Origin of the sequence: Staphylococcus caprae (assembly GCF_002902725.1) — a bacterium.
Classification (GTDB): Bacteria; Bacillota; Bacilli; order Staphylococcales; family Staphylococcaceae; genus Staphylococcus; species Staphylococcus caprae.
On sequence record NZ_PPRT01000007.1, the window covers coordinates 59,622 to 79,886 of the forward strand.

A 20,265-nucleotide genomic window follows, 5' to 3' on the forward strand; every position below is an offset into this window, starting at 1 on the left:
ATACATGACTAAGAAATTACCTGAAGATTTTATTTTTGGTGGAGCAACAGCAGCATATCAAGCAGAAGGAGCGACTCAAACTGATGGTAAAGGACGTGTCGCTTGGGATACGTATTTAGAGGAAAATTACTGGTACACAGCAGAACCAGCGAGTGATTTCTATAATAAATATCCAGTGGATTTAGAATTAAGTGAAAAATTTGGAGTTAATGGTATTAGAATTTCAATTGCTTGGTCACGTATTTTCCCTAAAGGTTATGGCGAGGTAAACGCTAAAGGCGTGGAATACTACCATAACTTATTCAAAGAATGTCATAAACGTCACGTAGAACCGTTTGTCACTTTGCATCATTTTGATACACCAGAAGTACTTCATAAAGATGGAGATTTCTTAAATCGCAAAACGATTGATTATTTCGTTGAATATGCGGAATTCTGTTTTAAAGAATTCACAGAAGTTAACTATTGGACAACATTTAATGAAATTGGTCCAATAGGAGATGGTCAATACTTAGTAGGTAAATTCCCTCCAGGCATTAAATATGACTTTGAAAAGGTATTTCAATCTCATCACAATATGATGGTTGCACACGCACGTGCAGTGAAACTATTTAAAGATGGCCAATATTCAGGTGAAATAGGCGTTGTACATGCCTTACCAACTAAATATCCTTACGACCCTTCTAATCCAGAAGATGTTAAAGCTGCCGAATTAGAGGATATCATTCATAATAAATTTATTTTAGATGCCACATACTTAGGTAAATATTCTCGTGAAACAATGGAAGGTGTACAACACATCTTATCTGTGAACGGTGGTAAGTTAAATATTCCAGAAGAAGATTATCAAATTTTAGATGCTGCTAAAGATTTAAATGACTTCTTAGGCATCAATTACTATATGAGTGATTGGATGAGAGGTTATGAAGGTGAATCTGAAATCACACATAATGCGACTGGTGATAAAGGCGGTTCTAAATATCAACTTAAAGGCGTCGGTCAAAGAGAATTTGATGTAGATGTACCAAGAACAGATTGGGACTGGATGATCTATCCTAAAGGATTATACGATCAAATTATGAGAGTGGTTAAAGATTATCCAAACTATCATAAAATTTATGTCACTGAAAATGGTTTAGGATACAAAGATGAATTTGACGAAAAAGAAAAAACTGTACATGATGATGCGCGTATTGATTATGTGAAGCAACATTTAAACGTAATTGCTGATGCAATTGCAGATGGTGCTAATGTGAAAGGTTACTTCATTTGGTCACTTATGGATGTATTCTCTTGGTCAAACGGTTACGAAAAACGATATGGTCTTTTCTACGTCGATTTTGATACACAAGAAAGATATCCTAAGAAAAGTGCTTATTGGTACAAAGAATTAGCTAAAACAAAAGAAATTAAATAACTAACATAAACGAATCAATCATCAAAATTTTATCAAAAAGGCTCATCACTAATAAGTGGTGGGTCTTTAATTATGAGCAAATCATACTTGAATGATATATAATATATGAACTAGATAAAAATGAGGGATGATGATGAAGTCAAAATTAACAGCAATAGTATTTTTAATGATTGCCGTAATGACATTAATATTAGTGATGGCATTAAACAATCGTGAAACAAAGCAAAACAATCATTCTAAAGTAAGCCAATATACTCAAAATCAGGTCGTAACTTTATTTATGCATGGATACGGAGGTAGTGAGAACTCTGAAAAATTTATGGTTAATCAAGCAGTTAAAAAAGGTGTTACTAAAGATGTGATAACTGCAAAGGTAGCACAAAATGGAGAGGTTACATTTGATGGACACTTAGATAAAAATAGTAAAAATCCTATCGTAAAAGTTGAATTTGAGAATAATCAGAATGGTGATTTTAATGAAAATGCGAGATGGATTAAAAATGTTTTAACTCAATTAAAATCACAGTATGGTATTAAACAGTTTAATTTTGTAGCACATTCAATGGGAAACATGTCATTTGCATATTATATGAAGAATTATGGCGGTGATAAACAATTACCTCGACTTCAAAAGCAAGTCAATATTGCCGGGACATTTAATGGTGTATTACATTTAAATGAAAAAGTAAACGAAATTAGTGTAGATCAAAATGGCAAACCAAGTAAAATGAACGAAGACTACAAAAATTTACTATCACTGAAAGATATATACAAAAACAAAGGAATAGATGTTCTCAATATATACGGAGATGTTCAAGATGGCACACATTCAGATGAACGTGTATCAAATAGTTCATCCAAGTCATTAAAATATTTATTAGGAGATAGCCCTAAATCTTATAAAGAAGTTAAATATACTGGCAAAAAGGCGCAACATAGTCAATTACATGAAAATAAAGACGTTGCTAACAAAATCATACAGTTCTTGTGGAACCGATAACCCCCACAATTGAAGCGCACTTATGTTTTCCGCCGCAAATTTTAAAACATAAGTGCGCTTATTTTAAATCATCATCCCAAATTCAATTCATGAGCTAATAACTCAATCAATTCTAATCGTGCGTCTTCTCCATATACATGAGGTAAAATCATGAGTTCATTAACACCATAGCGATGTTTCAACTCTAATAGCACGCGTGAGACTTCACGAGGTGTTCCGTATATGATTCGACGTTTGTTCTTCTCAAGTTTTTCACTTTCTCGATCGCTATAAACTCGATTTTCAGCGGTTTCAATAGATGGATAAAAATGAGGTTGATCCAAATAGTGAATACGTAATAACCATAGTTGTAAAGCACTTAAAAGGTGTTCTATTTTCTCATCGTTTCCAGCAGTTACAACAAACGTAGCCAATATCACATATGGTTTCGCATCGCCAGAATATTCATCCCTATATACTTTTATCACTTCATCAATAGACTTTGATGATTGACCCATTTGAGCAATAACAAATGGTAAACCTCGTCTGCCAGCTAACTTAGCACTACGTTCACTCATACCTAAGATATACATCTCAGGTGCAGTAGGGATTAACGGCGTAGCTAATAACGACTTGAAGCGGTGTGCGTCATCAATATTATCACTAAAGTATTTATTCAAATCATCTAATTGTGTCTCAAAGTCTAGCTTTTCTTCTTTATTCTCATTTAACGCTGCATTGACATTTTTGAAACTAGGTGAACGACCAATTGCCATATCGACGCGTCTAGGATGTCGTGCCTCCATAATTTTAAATTGTTCAGCCACTTTGTAAGGACTATAATGCGGTAACATGACACCGCCGCTACCGATTCTTATCTTCTTTGTCTGTTCTAATAGGGACATCATGACCATTTCTGGCGCACTTGATGCCACAGAACGTACTTGATGGTGTTCAGCTACCCAATATCTCATATAACCTAGTTGTTCAGCGCGTTGTGCCAATTCTACACTGTGCTGAAATGCTTCGTGCGCGCTTCTATCTTCAAATATCGGTACATAGTCTAATAGGCTCAATCTCATTTTAGGAAAATTAAACCTCCCTTACCTCACGAATTACGTCATTTCTCAACGTTTGCCCTCATTATACAAGTGATTTTCTATGATTGCGATGACCATGTTCGAGGTATGATACTTACAGAATTAATTTTAATAAAAGGGTGATACCATGAAAAATGAACAAATCGTATTTAACAAAGTTCCAGATGGAATGCCACAAGATGATACATTCAAATATGAAGAAACTGATGTGACAGAACCCGAAAATAATGAAGTCCAATTAGAAACATTATATATATCCGTGGATCCTTATATGAGAGGTCGTATGACGAATGCAGACTCATACGTAGAGCCATTCAAAAAAGGCGAACCTTTCAATGGTCACATCGTATCCAAAGTGCTTAAATCCAATGCTGAAGGTTACAGTGAAAGTGATATTGTAGTAGGTATGCTTCCTTGGAAGAAAATCAACACCGTATCTACAGAAACTATAGACAAAGTCCCTTCCACAGACGTGCCACTTGATTTATATTTAAGCGTACTCGGCATGCCAGGGCAAACTGCCTATCACGGTTTATTAGATATTGGTCAGCCTAAAGAAGGTGAAACCGTTGTTGTTTCAGCCGCATCTGGTGCGGTAGGCTCAGTGGTAGGTCAAATTGCTAAGATTAAAGGCTGTAAAGTTGTCGGCATCGCTGGTGGAGATAAGAAAGTGAATTATCTTACAGATGAACTAAATTATGACGCAGCCGTAGATTATAAGAAAGATGACTTCTCTCAAGCATTGAGAGACGCAGTTCCAGACGGTATTGATGTCTATTATGAAAATGTAGGCGGCAAAATTAGCGATGAAGTATTCAAACATTTAAATACACATGCAAGAATTCCTGTTTGTGGTGCCATTTCTTCATACAACCATCCAGAAGACGATATTGGCCCTCGTATTCAAAGTACGCTTATTAAGAAACAAGCGATGATGAGAGGATTCTTAGTTGCAGAATTCGCTGATGACTTTAAAAATGCTAGCGAACAACTCGCACAATGGGTTCAAGAAGACAAAATTAAAACACAAGTGTCTGTAGAAGAAGGTTTCGATAAAGTACCACAAGCATTTAGAAATCTACTCACTGGCGATAATTTCGGTAAACAAGTAATTAAAGTTGCTGACGTTTAAGCGTTTCATTTTCAAAAAAAGAATCAAAAGTGTGAATTAAATAAAATGCTATAATTAATTTAATAGAACGAACATCGAGGTGGAATCATGAAAGCAATTGGATTTAACGCACCATTTAAATTAGAAGATGGAAATCAATTTCAAGAAATAGAACTTAATATTCCTGAGCCAAAAGGGAAGCAGTTACTCGTCAAAATTCAAAGTATGAGTGTCAATCCTGTGGATACGAAACAACGTATCTTACCAGTCGAGCATCCGCCACGTATATTAGGATTTGATGCAGCAGGTATCGTCGAACAAGTTGGAGAAGATGTCACAATGTTTGAACCGGGAGATAATGTCTTTTATTCCGGATCACCCACACAACATGGGTCTAATGAAGCGTATCAATTAATTGAGGAAGAATTAGTAGCGAAAGCACCAGCTAATCTTACGCCTGAACAAGCGGCAAGTTTGCCACTCACAGGCCTCACAGCTTCAGAAACGCTATTTGACGTCTTTCAAATTTCACATAACCCTGAAGAGAATAAAGATAAATCTCTTCTCATCATTAACGGGGCTGGTGGCGTAGGAAGTATAGCGACTCAAATCGCAAAGCAATATGGCTTGAAAGTGATTACCACGGCTTCCAGAACGGAAACAATTGAATGGACTAAGTCCATGGGCGCAGATATTGTGTTAAACCATAAAGAAGATTTAAAGGCTCAATTTGAACAACATGACATCAATGAGGTAGATTACATTTTCTGTACATTCAATACAGATTTATATTATGAAAAGATGATTGAATTAATCAAACCACTAGGTCATATCGCAACGATTGTAGCATTTAATGACAAGCAAGATTTAAATCTGCTCAAACCAAAGAGTGTCAAATTTACACATGAATTTATGTTTGCGCGACCAGTCAATCGTACGCCAGATATGATTAAACATCATGAGTATTTGAAAGATATTGCTGAAAAAGTTGAACAAGGACAGTATCGTCATACCACTACGAAGGTTATCAACGGTTTAACTACTGAGACACTTTACCAAGCACATCAAATTTTAGAATCTAGTACGATGATAGGTAAATTAGTCATTAATGTAGACAATCAATAATATGACAATGAAACTAGCTAAACCTGAATAACAATCTCCAAATCAATAGCTCTAAGATGGTTATTAATGATGTACAGAAGCACTAAAGTAGTACACAAGATCTAACTTTATGCGGTTGTATTATTATAAAAACCGTCTTAGAGTCTTTTTTATCTCTATTTCTATAATCCGTTTTCCATAAGCCATCTCTACTTTAATACTTCGTTTTCCTTCGGATGTGCTGATAACAATATTTCTTTTTATATTCTAAAAACGAAAAAAATTATCAAATTTTTCTAAATATACGTTTTTCACTTAAACAAAGTGGGAATAAATCAATGTAAGTGGTACTTCTTTGAATATTTTTTAAATTAGATATAAAAATGTTTTATTTATGTTTTAAAAAAATATTTATAGGGTACTTAGTTCACATGACAACAAAATTCAACAATGACTAAAGGAGGTGCCATGCGAGGTGAAAAGACTTAAGAATTTCATCCTCGGCCTATTAATAGTCGCAATCGTTGGATTCCTATTGTTTATGTACATAAAGGATAGTCGAATTAAAAGTTACCAAGACTATTTCCTTCAATTCAATTGGTTCCAACCATTATTAATAGGGCTTGCTGGATTACTAATATTGATTGGTCTCATATTAGTACTAAGCATATTCAAACCTACGTATCGCAAACCTGGACTTTATAAAGACTTTGACGATGGTCATATTTATGTATCACGAAAAGCAGTTGAAAAATCTGCATACGATACAATCACTAAATATGATCAAGTAAGACAACCTAATGTTGTAAGTAAGCTTTACAACAAGAAAAACAAATCATTTATCGACATTAAAGCAGATTTCTTTGTACCAAATAATGTACAAGTTAAATCGTTAACAGAAAGCATTCGTTCTGACATTAAACATAATGTTGAACATTTTACAGAAATTCCAGTACGAAAATTAGAAGTTAATGTACGTGACCAGAAAACATCTGGCCCACGAGTGTTGTAAGGGAGGGATATCATGGCTGATAATAACAATCAAAACGGACAAGACTCTACGCAACAATTGATTAATATCTTTAAAGCGTTCAAATGGCGTATTATTGGATTTCTAGCATTCTTAATTATAGCTATATTATTCCTAACTCTTGGATTTTGGAAAACGATTTTAATTATTGTCTTGTGTTTAATTGGAATTGGAATCGGGTATATGAAAGACCGTACACAAGACTTTATGAATTTCTTGAATAGATGGAGTTAGCTTTTAAAATTAAGAAATTTTCAATTAACAAATTTTAAATATTTAAAATAAAGGAGAATGAATTATGGCAGTAGATAACAATAAAGCAAAACAAGCATATGATAATCAAACTGGAGTAAACGAAAAAGAAAGAGAAGAACAACAAAAACATGCTCAAGAAAACCAAGAACCACAATTCGAAAATAAATTAACTTTCTCAGATGAAGTAGTTGAAAAAATTGCTGGTATCGCAGCTCGCGAAGTTAAAGGTATCTTAGACATGAAAGGCGGTTTCGCTGACAGTGTCACTAACGCTTTCTCAAGCGGAAACAATGTAACAACTGGTGTATCAGTAGAAGTTGGCGAAAAACAAGCTGCTGTAGACTTAAAAGTAATCTTAGAATATGGTGAATCAGCACCTAAAATCTTCCGTAAAGTAACTGACTTAGTTAAAGAACAAGTGAAATATATCACTGGTTTAGAAGTTGTAGAAGTCAATATGCAAGTTGACGATGTTATGACTAAAAAAGAATGGCAACAAAAAAATGAAAAAGACAACAAAGAAAACAACCACGACAGACAAGGTTTACAATAATTAACCTTTAAACGTAATAAAGCACTAGGGCAATCGCTCTAGTGCTTTTTTTGATATAAATGAAGTTGTTGTGTAAATGCACAAATTATTTTAATGTTTCATATTTCATCAATACTTAATGAAGCGGGTTATTTACTTTAATGTACGTATACTCATGTGCTTCATCTTCTAAACGCATCGTTGTAACGCATTTATAATCAATAGTTGGCGCGAAGATGATATCTTCAATCGCCGTGCGACGTTCTTCAGATAAGTCAATGATATCATTGAATATCTCTTTTAATGTTGTAGCCATCTCTTGCCAGATTTCATTTTCAAGGGTAGTAGAATTAGAAGACTTAGCAATCGTTAGCACAAGTTCACCTAGATGATTCTGTACAGTAGAATAGAAGGCTTTATTAAATACAGAAGTCTTAGAATTTGTTAAAATTCGAGATTTCTCATGGAAATGATCAGTTGTGTAGCCTGCTTGGTTCAATTGTTCAGCATCAATACGTAAGCCTTCAAAATCTCTAATATACATGGTATTTAATGAGCCATCATGATTAAATGTTGCGACAGAATTTTGTAGATGTGCTTCTAAAGAAATGCCATATTTAGAATATAGAGGAATGACTAATCCTAAAATCGCTTTACTATACTCACGCATCCATGATTGTGCTGCATCTTCAAATGTTTCGTAACCTCGAGCATCTTGATACGTTTTAATTAACGTTTCAATCGGCTTTTCATCATTGAAAGGATAGGTTGCTACTAAACTTGAAGGAATGACAGGTACAACATTGTCAGGGATAAAGCGATAAAAATTATTTCTAAATAAAGTACCTAATTGCTCACTTCGATCAGTTTGTATTGACGGATTATCGTTTTGATTATAGAAGTGGATACCCGCAACTTCGTCAATGACATTTGAGGCATATTGATTAAATGTTGTATCCTTTGTCAGAATGTCATTTAAAATTTGAGTTACTAACGGGCCATTATGCGTTGTTTGTTCAGATAATGTACGAATCTCACCAGTAATATGCACATTGGTAGATAACTTGATGTGAGGGGCTTCATTTGGTAACTCTGGTACTAACGTTCTGAATGATAAACCGGCATAATACGGAATGGAATATTCACTTACTATCACAAGTTGTTGATTCAGTTCTTCCATATAATCTTGGTGTAAGACATGATCGTATTGCCATGGATGCATAATCATCAGATTGTAATCATCTAAATTGATTGTGTTGTCGAATTCCTTTTCCAAATGTGAATAAATATCTGAAAACATATGTTTCATCGTATCATTGTAATTTGCATTTAAAGCTTGAACACGGCTTACAGAATGGTGGAGTAGAACGACTTTTAATTCTATAGGTTGTGCAAATTCAGAAGAATATTTAAATGTTTCGAATGCATCCATACCTTTACGAAGTTTGGCACCTGGATGTAATGGGTGGCCTTCAACGACAGCTTGTTCTGATCGAAGATAACTGTCTTGATGATTTTTAATAATGTCATAAAGTGGCGCTCTATCATCGCACATTTTGAAATATTGATAGCTCAACGCGAATGTCATGTTCGCAGCACTATTTGTTTGGTCGTCTCTAAATTGCTGGCTTGCTTCATTATCTAATTCAGGCGCTTCAGTAAGGATCCAATCTAAGACCACATTCGGGTGTAGAATACGGTTGAAGTCATCATTATGTTTCCCTTGCTTGTAATAGAAAGGACCTTGCACGTCAACACGATTAAATGCATGCTGTCCAGTGACCGGTGCATATAAATAAACATCTGACTTAGGAAAATGAATTTCTAAAATAGCAGTCACATTCACGTCATAACCAGCAAATTTATGGCGATTCAATAATTGACTATTGTCATTCCCGTTGACTAGATTTTCCCTATGTATAGAAGTTACGAGACGTTGAGTTACTTTATCTCGTCCCGTTAATAATTTATCTTGGAAAATAGATGCCCATTGTTCATCATATTGTTGTAAAAACTGAAAAACATTTTGCTCATCTTTGGTCATCTCGATGTCTTGTTTATTAATAAATTGATTGAAATTCATAATTCACCTCTAAAAAATATTTTACAAAAATAAATAAGATTTGTATAATCCATATTAATGATAATGATAATTATTATCAATTAAAAAGACAGGTGGAAATTAAATGGCAAAATTTTTCTTTTCCAGTTCATTTCTTCTGTTTTTGGGGAATTGGATTGGGCAAATAGGGTTAAACTGGTTTGTGCTTACCACATATCATAACGCAGTTTATTTAGGATTGGTTAATTTTTGCCGACTCGTACCAATTTTGTTATTAAGTGTATGGGCCGGATCAATCGCTGACAAATATGATAAAGGAAATTTACTTAGAATAACAATTTCATCATCGTTTGTCGTCACTGCAATATTATGTGGTTTAACATTTACTATTGATTCTATCCCAATCGCTGTAATACTCGTGTATGCGACTTTAAGAGGTATATTAAGTGCCGTTGAAACACCTGTGAGACAAGCTGTCTTACCTGATTTATCAGATAAGATTTCTACTACACAAGCTGTATCGTTTCATTCATTTATTATAAATATTTGTCGTTCAATCGGTCCAGCAATTGCAGGTGTCATCTTAGCAGCTTACCATGCGCCAGCGACATTCTTAGCGCAAGCAGTATGTTATTTAATTGCAGTCGCATTTTGTATACCGATTCACTTTAAAGTTGTATCAAATAATGTTGAAGATAAAGAATTTTCTTTAAGAGTAGTCATGAATTATTTTAAACGAAACTTAGAAGGAAGTAAGATATTTATTACCTCACTATTAATCATGGCGACAGGATTTTCATATACAACAGTATTACCCGTGCTAACGAATCATATTTTTCCAGGAAAATCAGAAGTATTTGGTATAGCGATGACGTTCTGTGCTATTGGTGGTATCGTCGCAACAGTAGTACTACCGACGATCTTAAACCATTTAAGTTCAGTAAAAATGTATTACTTAAGTTCATTACTATTTGGACTTGCTTTACTAGGCGTCGTTATACACAATTTGGTTATCATGTTCATATGTATTACTTTAATAGGACTATTTAGCCAATGGGCAAGAACTACCAATAGAGTTTATTTTCAACATAGTGTTAAAGACTATGAGAGAGGGAAGGTATTAAGTATCATTATGATGGATCGCGGTATGATACCTCTTGGAAGTTTAGTAATGAGCTTCTTTGCAGATGTCTTTGGAATATTAACAACATTCCTCATTATGGGTATTGCAACTGTCAGTATCTCAGTCATTTTCTACTTAATACAACGCATTTCGAAGGTGGAGGAAAGTAACAATGGAGCGTAATGAATGGCTTTTAGCAGACAAAAATATACAATATAGAATCATGAACGCAATAATCAAAGAGCGTATTTCTCCAGATGGTATGACAATGACAGAAACAAGCCATCATGTTGAACTTCAATATCACGGTAAAATTTTATCAGTTCATGTAGAGCGAAAAAGCGCCATGGAAAGATATGTGTTCAGTGGGGATGTTATTTATAGCTGTGGTCATGTATCTCAACCGATAGAAAGTTTAGAAGATTTACTTGAAACATTAACGCAAGACTTTGATATAGAAATTTCAGAGCGGTTGTATGAAGAATTGATTCATAGTAGGGATAGCTTTATTGAAACGTACAAACATTTTAATAATAGACAATCACTGATACATCAGAGTATGAAATTTGCCAGATTACCTGAATCTTTAAATTTCATCTCTTGGCTACAACATTTACAAGAAAATGGCATTGCCGATGATTTAAGTTACTCTGAAAGTTTAATTGTTGAAGGACATCCTACCCATCCTTTAACAAAGACGAAACTGCCTTTGACAACGAATGAATTAAAAGCGTACGCTCCCGAATTTGAAAAGGTCATCCCTCTAAATATCATGCTGATAGAAAAGAACCATATCGTCACAACATCTATGGAGAATGATGCACAATATATATTAAATAAAGTCATCCCAGAGTATCGTAGTCAATTGAGTACATTTTTAGAACCACTCAATTTAGATATAGATGACTATCGGGTAATGATTGTACATCCGTGGCAATACGAGCACACAATTGGTGAAAAATTTAAACAATGGATTGCAGATAAGATTCTGATACCTACCCCATTTACATTAGAATCTAAAGCGACATTGTCATTTAGAACAATGGATTTAATCCATAAACCTTACCACGTGAAACTACCTGTAAATGTTCAAGCAACGAGTGCAGTTAGAACGGTCTCTACAGTTACGACTGTCGACGGCCCTAAGTTAAGTTATGCTTTACAAGGCTTGCTAGATCAATATCCAGGGCTTCAAGTTGCAATGGAACCATTTGGCGCTTATGCAGACGTCGAACCTGATTTAGCTAGACAACTCGCATGCATTATTCGTCAGAAACCCGTTATATTTGAAAATGGCACAACAGTTGTTACTGCTAGTTTGGTTAACCCTAATCCAATCGATCATAAAGCCATTGTTGATAGTTATTTAGAATGGTTAGAAAATGACGTAACCATCGATCATATTAAATATTTCATTGCGACTTACACACAAACATTAGTACAACCTTTGATTGCATATATTCAAGATTATGGAATAGCTCTTGAAGCTCATATGCAAAACACGATAGTGAATCTGGGACCTAATTATCAAATGAAATTTTTAGTGCGTGACTTAGGTGGCTCTCGTATAGATTTAACAACATTGCAACAAAAAATAGATAACATAGAAGTGACTAATGAAAGCTTATTAGCGCAATCAATTGAAGAGGTCATTGCGAAATTTCAACATGCCGTCGTTCAAAATCAGCTTGCGGAATTAATTCACCATTTTAATCAATATGAAGATGTGGTAGAAAAAGAGCTTTTCGATATTGTACGTGAAGAGATTGAAATAGCTATTGACGATGACAAAGCACATGCCGACATTTTAAGGAAAGTATTATTCGGACCCACAATAACAGTTAAAGCGTTATTGAGTATGAGAATGGAAAATAAAGTAAAGAAATATTTGAATACAGAATTAGATAATCCTATAAAAAAAGAGGTGTAGTACATGGCGAGAATCAACGTTAATTTATCTAAAATTAAATATAATGCCAAAGTACTTCAAACTATACTTGAGCGTAAACAGATTCATTTTACCCCTGTAGTGAAATGTGTTGCCGGAGATGAACGTATTGTTTCAACAATTCAATCTTTAGGTATTACACACTTTGCTGAATCTAGACTTGATAATATTGAACGATTAAAAGATTTAGATGTTACGTTTACTCTATTACGCCCCACAACAGAATCTGAGTTTGAAGCAATGGTTTCAAAAGTTAAAATGAGCATTCAAACTGAATTACATACAATTAAGAAACTTAATACGATTGCTAAAAAACTTAATGTGAAACATCAAATTATGTTGATGATTGATTGGAAAGATGGTCGTGAAGGTGTCTTAACATATGATACGCTTGATTTCATTAAAGAAATTATGAATTTAAATCATATACAACTTGTAGGTGTTGCATTTAACTTTATGTGCTTTAAGTCTGCTGCACCAGAAGAAAACGATGTATTTATGATAAATAAATTTGTGAGCGCAGTTGAAAAAGAAATGGGTTACAGATTTAAAATTATTTCTGGTGGTAATTCAAGTATGCTTCCACAAACAATGTATAATGATTTAGGAAAAATTAATGAATTAAGAATAGGAGAAGCATTATTTAGAGGTGTGGACACGACAACAAATGAACCGATTGCTAGTTTATATCAAGATGCAATTGTGTTAGAAGCGGAAATTATTGAAATTAAACCACGGATTAATCAACTCGCACACCAATCCTATTTACAAGCAATAGTTGATATTGGATATTTAGATACATTTATCGAGGGGATTAAACCAATTGCTAATGATATTAAAATTATTGGTGCTTCAAGTGACCATTTAATGATTGATTTAAACAATCAAGATCATTACCAAATCGGTGATAGAATTCAATTTAGTTTGAACTACGAAGCAGTCTCTCAAAGTATGTATATGAAAAACTTAACCAAAAGTTATATTTATGATTCAAAGATTCAAACACTAATTGAAAATTTCCATACACCAGTTTATGTGAAATCATAATACGATTTTCAATTAGACTAACGTTATTATATGAATCAAGAGGTTGGGACAAAAGTGTTTAGGATTTGAGCAGAACCGAGCAATGAGCAAAATTGTTTCTCAAATTTTGTCGAATTGTGAGTGTTATTGCTGAAAATCCTGTTTTTGGGACGCTGTTAATCGGTTTCCCAGAGCATAAACGTTAAAGGTCCCAGCCTTTTTTATTAAATAGTTATTTAATTTAAGAATTATATTGAGTTATATACAGATTAATCTCAATAAGAAGTTAAAGAGACATTTGATTTAAATAGTAATGAGTAAAATTTATTCACAAAATTATACAATAAAATGTTGACAATGATAATCGTTATCAATAAACTATTAATGTAAGCATATACATATTAAGGAGTGGAACTATGAGAGGTCTCAAATTTTTTAGTGTTATTGGCTTAATGCTAGTTTTAGTTCTTGTTGCTGCATGTGGAAGCAATGGTTCTAATGACTCAAATAATAAATCAGCATCTAAAGATGGTGTTGAAATCAAGCATGAAGAAGGGAAAACAAAAGTCCCTAAACACCCTAAACGTGTTGTTGTTCTTGAATATTCATTCGTTGATGCATTAGCTGCATTAGATGTTAAACCAGTTGGTGTTGCAGATGATAAGAAGAAAGAACGTATTATTAAACCATTAAGAGATAAAATTGGGAACTATACTTCAGTAGGTGCTCGTAAACAACCTAACTTAGAGGAAATTAGTAAACTTAAACCGGATTTAATTATTGCAGATAGTAATAGACATAAAGGCATTTATAAAGATTTAAATAAAATTGCTCCTACAATTGAACTGAAAAGTTTCGATGGTAACTATAATGAAAACATCGATGCTTTCAAAACGATTTCTAAAGCATTAGGTAAAGAAGATGAAGGTAAAAAACGCCTAGACGAACACGAGAAAAAAATCGAGAAATATAAAAAAGAAATTACAATGAACAAAGATGAGAAAGTATTACCTGCAGTTGCTTCTAAATCTGGTTTATTAGCACATCCAAGTAATTCTTATGTAGGTCAATTCTTAAGTCAACTTGGATTCAAAGAAGCATTAACTGATGACGTAACTAAAGGCTTAAGTAAGTATCTTAAAGGACCTTACTTACAAATGAACACAGAAACATTATCTAAAGTTAACCCAGAACGTATGTTTATTATGACTGACAAAGCAAGTCCAAATGAACCATCATTAAAAGAATTAGAAAAAGATGCAGTTTGGAAAAAATTAGATGCTGTTAAAAAAGATCGCGTTGACGTTTTAGACCGTGACTTATGGGCTAGATCACGTGGTTTAATCTCATCTGAAGAAATGGCAAAAGAACTTGTAGAATTATCTAAGAAAGATTCTAAAAAAGATAACAAGTAAGGTGGAAATCAATGACTATAGGTTATAAAGATAGTCAATCCGCTATTGAACAAAAAAAGAGAAAGCGCACTACACTCACTTATATTGTGGGTGTGTGCCTTCTTTTTATTTCAATCTATTTGAATTTAGCGATTGGTTCTTCGAAAATACAATTTCATGATATTTTAAGTTATTTCACAGGACACATCGGAACAGAGCAAACATTCTTAATACACAACGTACGTATGCCTCGAATGCTTGCAGGATTAGTCATAGGTGGCGCTTTGGGGATAGCAGGTTTACTTATGCAAGCAATTACTAAAAATCCACTGGCCTCTCCACAGATATTTGGTGTAAACGCAGGAGCTTCGTTTGTCATTGTCTTAATAACAGTTTTAATTCCAGCTTTAGGCTCATATTCAACTATCTTAGCTATTATTGGTGCCTTTTTCGGTGGTTTTACTGTTTATACGCTCTCGGGTTCTACAAAAGCTATTACACCCGTTAAACTTGCACTTGCAGGTATGGCTATTCATCTATTTTTTAGTAGTATGACCCAAGGAATTATCATTTTAAATGAGGACTCTAACGATACAGTGATGTTTTGGTTAGTAGGATCTTTAGCTGGTATTAAGTGGAGTCAAATCATGATGATTGTCCCATGTTTAGCAATTGCTGTGATTGTGACCATTTTCATGGGACGTCAACTTACAATTATGGAGCTCGGTGACGATATAGCTAGAGGGTTAGGTCAACGAACACATATCGTAAGAATGATTATCGGTTTATTAGTCATTGTCTTAGCAGGTATGTCTGTTTCAATTGCAGGACCTATAGGATTTGTTGGTTTAATCGTTCCTCATATCGTTAAACGCTATGTAAGTAAAAATTACTTAGTTATGATTCCTCTAACATTTATTTTTGGTGCAGATTTATTATTAATCTCAGATGTATTATGTCGATTAATCACATATCCATTTGAATCACCAGTAGGTATTGTGACATCATTTGTCGGCGCCTTTTACTTCTTATTTATTACAGTTAGAGGGGTGAATCGCGTATGATAAAAGGAAGAAATAGTATACGTTACGGTATTGTAATTTTAATTTTATTAGTGAGTACTTTATTCAGTTTATGTATAGGTTCTGTCATGATTGACCCTATTCATGCAATTGCTGGTTTATTTACACAAGATGATTTTATTTTAAATGAATACCGTATCCCTAGAACATTATTGGGATTAGTGATAGGTAGTAGTTTAGCTATTTCAGGTGCGGTTATTCAAGGTGTTATCAGAAACCCACTTGCTTCACCAGACGTGATTGGTATTACAAAAGGGGCAAGTCTTGCTGCTGTTATCATTATTATGATTTTTCCATCAGCTCCTCTCTTTGTTTTACCTTTAGGATCATTTGCAGGCGCTTTAATTATCAGTTTAATTCTATCTTTCCTAATATCTAAATTTGATGTTAAAGGTTCGAAGCTTGCATTAATAGGTTTAGCGATAGGGGCAATTTGTACAGCTATCGTTCAGTTTCTACTTATTCGTAATCCAATGGATGCTAACAATGCATTAATTTGGTTAACGGGTAGTTTATATGGACATAATATCTCTAACTTTTTCAGCGTGCTACCTTGGTTTATAATTACTGTACCTTTAGTACTTCTACTTGGTTATCAGTTGGACATTTTAAACTTAGGTGACAACGTAGCCACTGCACTCGGTGCACGTGTGCAATTCTTAAAAATGATACTTCTTATCTTAGCTGTTATGTTAGCTGGAGCTTCAATTGCAGTAGTCGGAGGTATCAGTTTCTTGGGACTTATTGCTCCTCATATCGCTAGACAACTTGTGGGTCATAAGAATTTACATGTCATCATCATGTCAGGGTTAATAGGTGCCATATTATTAACACTTGGTGATGGCTTAGCTAGGGGAATTCAACCACCACTCGATATTCCAGTGGGTGTGGTTATTGCAGTTATTGGAGCACCATATTTCTTATTCTTATTACGTAGAATGAAATAAATTATTCATTAATTATAAATGGGTGAGCTCAAGGGTATAACAAGGCCGATTTCAATTTATAATACGTTGAAATCGGTCTTTTTTTAAATTTGATGATTGCGAAAAATGGAAGAATAGCGTATAGTAATTATACGTATTTATTCATAATTTTGCATATATAATCATTAACAAATGCACTTATCTTGATAAATTCAAGTTTAATATAAATAGAAAGAAATGGATTGAAAGTAATGAAAGAACACACCCAAAGTGAGATCATTAAAGGAAGAATAAAATTTATAACAATGTCTATCTTAGGAATTATTTTATTTTTAATTCCTATACCTGTTGTTCAAGATGGAGAGAAACAAACAACATTACCTGTAGCATTTTTAGCTAATTGTCTTAAAGATTGGATAGGTGGCGTGATGTCACCACTCATAGTTTTAATTATCACAGTTTCTGGTATTTTAACTATTTTATGTTCTACAATTTTTAAAAATAAATTGAATCCGCAAGGTTTAATGTATAATGCATTTAACGTTAAAATAGGATGGTTAATATTAAGAGTTTTAGCAGTGATATTTGTGTGGCTTACTTATTTGAAAGTGGGTCCAAAGATGATTTATTCAGAAGATACTGGAGGACTCGTTTTTTCTAGTTTGCTACCAACATTAGTCGCTGTATTTTTATTTGCGGCTTTATTTTTACCATTATTAATGGAATATGGTTTATTAGAATTACTAGGACCAGTATTTAGACCAGTGATGAGACCATTATTTACATTGCCTGGTCGATCTACAGTAGACAATCTTGCTTCATTTATCGGAGATGGGACAGTAGGACTACTCATTACCAGCAGACAATATGAAGAGGGGTTCTATTCGAGAAGAGAAGCAACTGTTATTTCAACTACATTCAGTGTGGTTTCTATCACTTTTGCAATTGTCATTGCTTCAACTATAAAAATGCAAGATCAATTCTTTTATTTTTATATCACAGTCATTATATCTTGTTTAATTGCAGCAATGATTATGCCTAGAATATGGCCACTAAAAAATATTCCTGACGAATATGCCAAAGATGTTTCTAAAGAAGCTAGAACAGAACAATTACCTGAAGGAAAAACAGCGTTAGGACATGGTTTTGATATGGCAACAGAAGTTGGCATTAAAGCACCTGGATTCAAAGATTTCTTTATTTCTGGTTTTAAAACAGTTGTTGATATGTGGTTTGTCATCTTACCAGTAGTTATGAGTATCGGAACAATAGCTACAATCATTGCGAATTATACACCTATTTTTGAAATAGTAGGGAAGCCATTTGTGCCATTTTTAGAGTTACTACAAATACCTGAAGCCTCACATGCGTCTCAAACGATTTTAATTGGTTTCGCGGATATGTTTTTACCATCTATTCTCATTGAAGGTGTTCAGAGTGACATTACACGCTTTGTTATTGGCGCATTAAGTATATCTCAATTAATATACTTATCAGAAGTAGGTGGCGTTATACTAGGATCAAAAATCCCGGTTAGCATAGGAAAGCTATTTATGATCTTCTTAATTCGTACTTTAATTACGCTTCCTATTATTGCATTATTAGCACACTTGTTTATTAAATAAAAAAGATGACACATCGTTTCAATTCCATTCGATGGCCATCTTTAAATCGTTTTTATTTATCTAGTTTAGATAAGACATTCGCTTTTACAATTTCGCTTTTAATTACTGGAGAATCTTCTGATTTTCCAGTATTTTTATGTGCTTCTTTAAAAGCATCACTGTTTACCCAGTTCTTAAAGTCTGCTTCAGTTTCCCACCAAGTATTAACATACATGTCCTCACTATAATCATCTCTAGCAATTTGCCAAACTTCAATTCCATTAAATCCTTGTAATGATTGAATTTGTCCACCTTTAGTAAATCTAGGTGCCATTTTTTCAGCAAAACCTTTTTTTACAGTGATTCTGTTAGTCACAACGAACATAGCTCTGATACCTCCAATTAAATGCTACTTTAAATATAATATGTATATTTGAGATTATCAATTTTTAAAGATTTTGAAAATTTTATTTACTATCGGAATTTTTCTATAACTAATAAAAGCTGCCAACAAAGTTTGACCTTGTCGACAGCTCATTGCCATATCATATTTTATGTACTTTATTATTTTGTAAGTTCATTATAAACTTTTTGATCGTTTTGAGTATAAATAATGTATTTATGGTCATCAGTATCGATAATTACGCGATTTGTTTTCCCAAATGTAGATCCAATACGTGAAATTTCTTTACCATTTTCGTCTGGAACGGCATGGATGTCTTGGTCTTGAGAAATATTTTTAATTTCATTATTTGGGATTTTAATATCTGCAACTCTCCATTGAATACGTACTTCATTATCGTTTTTCTTTACTGTCATTGCCATTAAAAACACATCCTTTAAATAATTTGTACATTTATCATAAATGATATTGAAATCGTTTTCAAGCATTTGTGTGATACTTTTAAATAAATTATGTCATACTAATGATTTGAATATAATATAGCGAAAGTATGTTCGCATTCGTTGGGTGAATGTGATATGATTAATAAAGAAGGAGACGTTCAATGACAGGTAAAACACATGCATCTTGTGGCTTTCTAGTAGGAGCCCTCACAACACAATACTTTCATACAGATTTATTTACTTCGATTACCACAATAGTTCTATCCACGATTGCAAGCTTATTACCAGATATTTGCCATACTAAAAGTAAAATTGGTAGACGTTTTAAAATTTTAAGTTTTATCATTCGACTTTTATTTGGACATAGGACATTTACACATTCTCTAGTATTCATAGCTTTAGTTGGCTTTTTACTGTACTTAATTCATACTCCCATGTATTATATGGTTGCGATTGTTATTGGAATGATATCACATGTTATACTAGATATATTAACTCCTAGAGGTGTGAAATTATTTTACCCGTTACCATTTAATATAGTATCACCGATACATTTTAAGACAGGTGGTTTAGTAGATTTATCTTTAGCTACTGCTTTGAGCTTTGGAGCTATCTACGTTTTATTTCAACCCTTTGTTAACGAATTAACGCATCAGTGGGTAAGCCATTTTTTCTAAATTAAATAAAATATGGAATGAAGAACATAGAATTATTAGTACATAAGGA

The 20,265-nt window shown here is 33.5% G+C and carries 19 protein-coding genes; 15 read left to right on the forward strand and 4 right to left on the reverse strand.

Annotation, left to right across the window (positions count from 1 at the left end):
* The first annotated feature begins 4 nt into the window (after positions 1–4).
* Together lacG and CD155_RS01660 are read left to right on the forward strand one after the other, a co-directional pair.
* The gene (gene lacG, locus CD155_RS01655; protein WP_070830355.1) at positions 5–1,417 is read left to right on the forward strand and encodes a 6-phospho-beta-galactosidase; all 1,413 of its coding nucleotides are present in this window, start codon (positions 5–7) and stop codon (positions 1,415–1,417) included.
* A gap of 127 nt (positions 1,418–1,544) precedes the next feature.
* Entirely contained in the window at positions 1,545–2,417 is an 873-nt protein-coding gene (locus tag CD155_RS01660; RefSeq protein WP_370444536.1) for an alpha/beta hydrolase, read from the forward strand.
* 71 nt (positions 2,418–2,488) lie between these two features.
* Here CD155_RS01660 and CD155_RS01665 read toward each other — a convergent pair whose 3' ends face one another.
* Positions 2,489–3,478 (reverse strand): LLM class flavin-dependent oxidoreductase, encoded by a 990-nt coding sequence (locus CD155_RS01665; RefSeq protein WP_103212335.1) that lies wholly within the window; start codon positions 3,476–3,478, stop codon positions 2,489–2,491.
* A 145-nt stretch (positions 3,479–3,623) separates the two neighbouring features.
* Here CD155_RS01665 and CD155_RS01670 point away from each other — a divergent pair, with 145 nt between their 5' ends.
* The 5 genes from CD155_RS01670 to CD155_RS01690 all read left to right on the forward strand — a co-directional run bounded on the left by CD155_RS01670 (position 3,624) and on the right by CD155_RS01690 (position 7,549).
* The gene (locus CD155_RS01670) at positions 3,624–4,628 is read left to right on the forward strand and encodes an NADP-dependent oxidoreductase (protein ID WP_103212336.1); all 1,005 of its coding nucleotides are present in this window, start codon (positions 3,624–3,626) and stop codon (positions 4,626–4,628) included.
* An 87-nt stretch (positions 4,629–4,715) separates the two neighbouring features.
* Complete coding sequence (locus tag CD155_RS01675; protein WP_103212337.1) at positions 4,716–5,732, forward strand: zinc-binding alcohol dehydrogenase family protein; 1,017 nt, start codon at positions 4,716–4,718, stop codon at positions 5,730–5,732.
* Between the two features lie 454 nt (positions 5,733–6,186).
* Positions 6,187–6,723: an alkaline shock response membrane anchor protein AmaP gene (gene amaP / locus CD155_RS01680; RefSeq protein ID WP_103212338.1), complete on the forward strand. Its 537-nt coding sequence runs from the start codon at positions 6,187–6,189 to the stop codon at positions 6,721–6,723.
* A 12-nt stretch (positions 6,724–6,735) separates the two neighbouring features.
* A complete protein-coding gene (locus CD155_RS01685; RefSeq protein ID WP_002443674.1) occupies positions 6,736–6,975 on the forward strand; it encodes a DUF2273 domain-containing protein in 240 nt (79 codons plus the stop codon).
* A gap of 64 nt (positions 6,976–7,039) precedes the next feature.
* On the forward strand, positions 7,040–7,549 hold the full coding sequence (locus CD155_RS01690; RefSeq protein ID WP_002443670.1) for an Asp23/Gls24 family envelope stress response protein: 510 nt from the start codon (positions 7,040–7,042) through the stop codon (positions 7,547–7,549).
* A gap of 115 nt (positions 7,550–7,664) precedes the next feature.
* On the opposite strand, the gene CD155_RS01695 is transcribed toward CD155_RS01690, so the two are convergent.
* The gene (locus CD155_RS01695; protein WP_103212339.1) at positions 7,665–9,611 is read right to left on the reverse strand and encodes an IucA/IucC family protein; all 1,947 of its coding nucleotides are present in this window, start codon (positions 9,609–9,611) and stop codon (positions 7,665–7,667) included.
* A 103-nt stretch (positions 9,612–9,714) separates the two neighbouring features.
* Here CD155_RS01695 and CD155_RS01700 point away from each other — a divergent pair, with 103 nt between their 5' ends.
* The 7 genes from CD155_RS01700 to CD155_RS01730 all read left to right on the forward strand — a co-directional run bounded on the left by CD155_RS01700 (position 9,715) and on the right by CD155_RS01730 (position 18,714).
* The gene (locus CD155_RS01700; RefSeq protein WP_103212340.1) at positions 9,715–10,896 is read left to right on the forward strand and encodes an MFS transporter; all 1,182 of its coding nucleotides are present in this window, start codon (positions 9,715–9,717) and stop codon (positions 10,894–10,896) included.
* Positions 10,886–12,643 carry an IucA/IucC family protein gene (locus tag CD155_RS01705; protein ID WP_070830362.1) on the forward strand — a complete coding sequence of 586 codons (1,758 nt, stop codon included), beginning with the start codon at positions 10,886–10,888 and terminating at the stop codon, positions 12,641–12,643. The genes CD155_RS01700 and CD155_RS01705 overlap by 11 nt, the downstream gene beginning before the upstream one ends.
* A 3-nt stretch (positions 12,644–12,646) precedes the next feature.
* On the forward strand, positions 12,647–13,708 hold the full coding sequence (locus CD155_RS01710) for an alanine/ornithine racemase family PLP-dependent enzyme (protein WP_103212341.1): 1,062 nt from the start codon (positions 12,647–12,649) through the stop codon (positions 13,706–13,708).
* Between the two features lie 395 nt (positions 13,709–14,103).
* The gene (locus CD155_RS01715; RefSeq protein ID WP_002443661.1) at positions 14,104–15,102 is read left to right on the forward strand and encodes an ABC transporter substrate-binding protein; all 999 of its coding nucleotides are present in this window, start codon (positions 14,104–14,106) and stop codon (positions 15,100–15,102) included.
* 11 nt (positions 15,103–15,113) lie between these two features.
* Complete coding sequence (locus CD155_RS01720) at positions 15,114–16,145, forward strand: FecCD family ABC transporter permease (protein ID WP_002443659.1); 1,032 nt, start codon at positions 15,114–15,116, stop codon at positions 16,143–16,145.
* The gene (locus tag CD155_RS01725) at positions 16,142–17,110 is read left to right on the forward strand and encodes a FecCD family ABC transporter permease (protein WP_002443657.1); all 969 of its coding nucleotides are present in this window, start codon (positions 16,142–16,144) and stop codon (positions 17,108–17,110) included. Before CD155_RS01720 ends, CD155_RS01725 begins: the two co-directional genes overlap by 4 nt.
* Positions 17,111–17,340: 230 nt before the next feature.
* Positions 17,341–18,714, forward strand: coding sequence for a YjiH family protein (locus CD155_RS01730; RefSeq protein ID WP_103212342.1), 1,374 nt, complete (start codon positions 17,341–17,343; stop codon positions 18,712–18,714).
* Between the two features lie 52 nt (positions 18,715–18,766).
* On the opposite strand, the gene CD155_RS01735 is transcribed toward CD155_RS01730, so the two are convergent.
* Together CD155_RS01735 and CD155_RS01740 are read right to left on the reverse strand one after the other, a co-directional pair.
* Positions 18,767–19,078 (reverse strand): heme oxygenase, encoded by a 312-nt coding sequence (locus CD155_RS01735; RefSeq protein ID WP_002443653.1) that lies wholly within the window; start codon positions 19,076–19,078, stop codon positions 18,767–18,769.
* A gap of 179 nt (positions 19,079–19,257) precedes the next feature.
* Positions 19,258–19,518, reverse strand: a complete 261-nt coding sequence (locus CD155_RS01740; RefSeq protein ID WP_037541582.1) for a SunI/YnzG family protein — start codon at positions 19,516–19,518, stop codon at positions 19,258–19,260.
* A gap of 182 nt (positions 19,519–19,700) precedes the next feature.
* Here CD155_RS01740 and CD155_RS01745 point away from each other — a divergent pair, with 182 nt between their 5' ends.
* On the forward strand, positions 19,701–20,216 hold the full coding sequence (locus CD155_RS01745) for a metal-dependent hydrolase (RefSeq protein WP_002443650.1): 516 nt from the start codon (positions 19,701–19,703) through the stop codon (positions 20,214–20,216).
* The last annotated feature ends 49 nt before the right edge of the window (positions 20,217–20,265 follow it).

Coding starts and splice junctions, on each gene's coding strand:
- lacG (WP_070830355.1), top strand. CDS start 5: ATGACTAAGAAATTACCTGAAGATTTTATTTTTGGTGGAGCAACAGCA.
- CD155_RS01660 (WP_370444536.1), top strand. CDS start 1,545: ATGATGATGAAGTCAAAATTAACAGCAATAGTATTTTTAATGATTGCC.
- CD155_RS01665 (WP_103212335.1), bottom strand. CDS start 3,478: ATGAGATTGAGCCTATTAGACTATGTACCGATATTTGAAGATAGAAGC.
- CD155_RS01670 (WP_103212336.1), top strand. CDS start 3,624: ATGAAAAATGAACAAATCGTATTTAACAAAGTTCCAGATGGAATGCCA.
- CD155_RS01675 (WP_103212337.1), top strand. CDS start 4,716: ATGAAAGCAATTGGATTTAACGCACCATTTAAATTAGAAGATGGAAAT.
- CD155_RS01685 (WP_002443674.1), top strand. CDS start 6,736: ATGGCTGATAATAACAATCAAAACGGACAAGACTCTACGCAACAATTG.
- CD155_RS01690 (WP_002443670.1), top strand. CDS start 7,040: ATGGCAGTAGATAACAATAAAGCAAAACAAGCATATGATAATCAAACT.
- CD155_RS01695 (WP_103212339.1), bottom strand. CDS start 9,611: ATGAATTTCAATCAATTTATTAATAAACAAGACATCGAGATGACCAAA.
- CD155_RS01700 (WP_103212340.1), top strand. CDS start 9,715: ATGGCAAAATTTTTCTTTTCCAGTTCATTTCTTCTGTTTTTGGGGAAT.
- CD155_RS01705 (WP_070830362.1), top strand. CDS start 10,886: ATGGAGCGTAATGAATGGCTTTTAGCAGACAAAAATATACAATATAGA.
- CD155_RS01710 (WP_103212341.1), top strand. CDS start 12,647: ATGGCGAGAATCAACGTTAATTTATCTAAAATTAAATATAATGCCAAA.
- CD155_RS01715 (WP_002443661.1), top strand. CDS start 14,104: ATGAGAGGTCTCAAATTTTTTAGTGTTATTGGCTTAATGCTAGTTTTA.
- CD155_RS01720 (WP_002443659.1), top strand. CDS start 15,114: ATGACTATAGGTTATAAAGATAGTCAATCCGCTATTGAACAAAAAAAG.
- CD155_RS01725 (WP_002443657.1), top strand. CDS start 16,142: ATGATAAAAGGAAGAAATAGTATACGTTACGGTATTGTAATTTTAATT.
- CD155_RS01730 (WP_103212342.1), top strand. CDS start 17,341: ATGAAAGAACACACCCAAAGTGAGATCATTAAAGGAAGAATAAAATTT.
- CD155_RS01735 (WP_002443653.1), bottom strand. CDS start 19,078: ATGTTCGTTGTGACTAACAGAATCACTGTAAAAAAAGGTTTTGCTGAA.
- CD155_RS01740 (WP_037541582.1), bottom strand. CDS start 19,518: ATGGCAATGACAGTAAAGAAAAACGATAATGAAGTACGTATTCAATGG.
- CD155_RS01745 (WP_002443650.1), top strand. CDS start 19,701: ATGACAGGTAAAACACATGCATCTTGTGGCTTTCTAGTAGGAGCCCTC.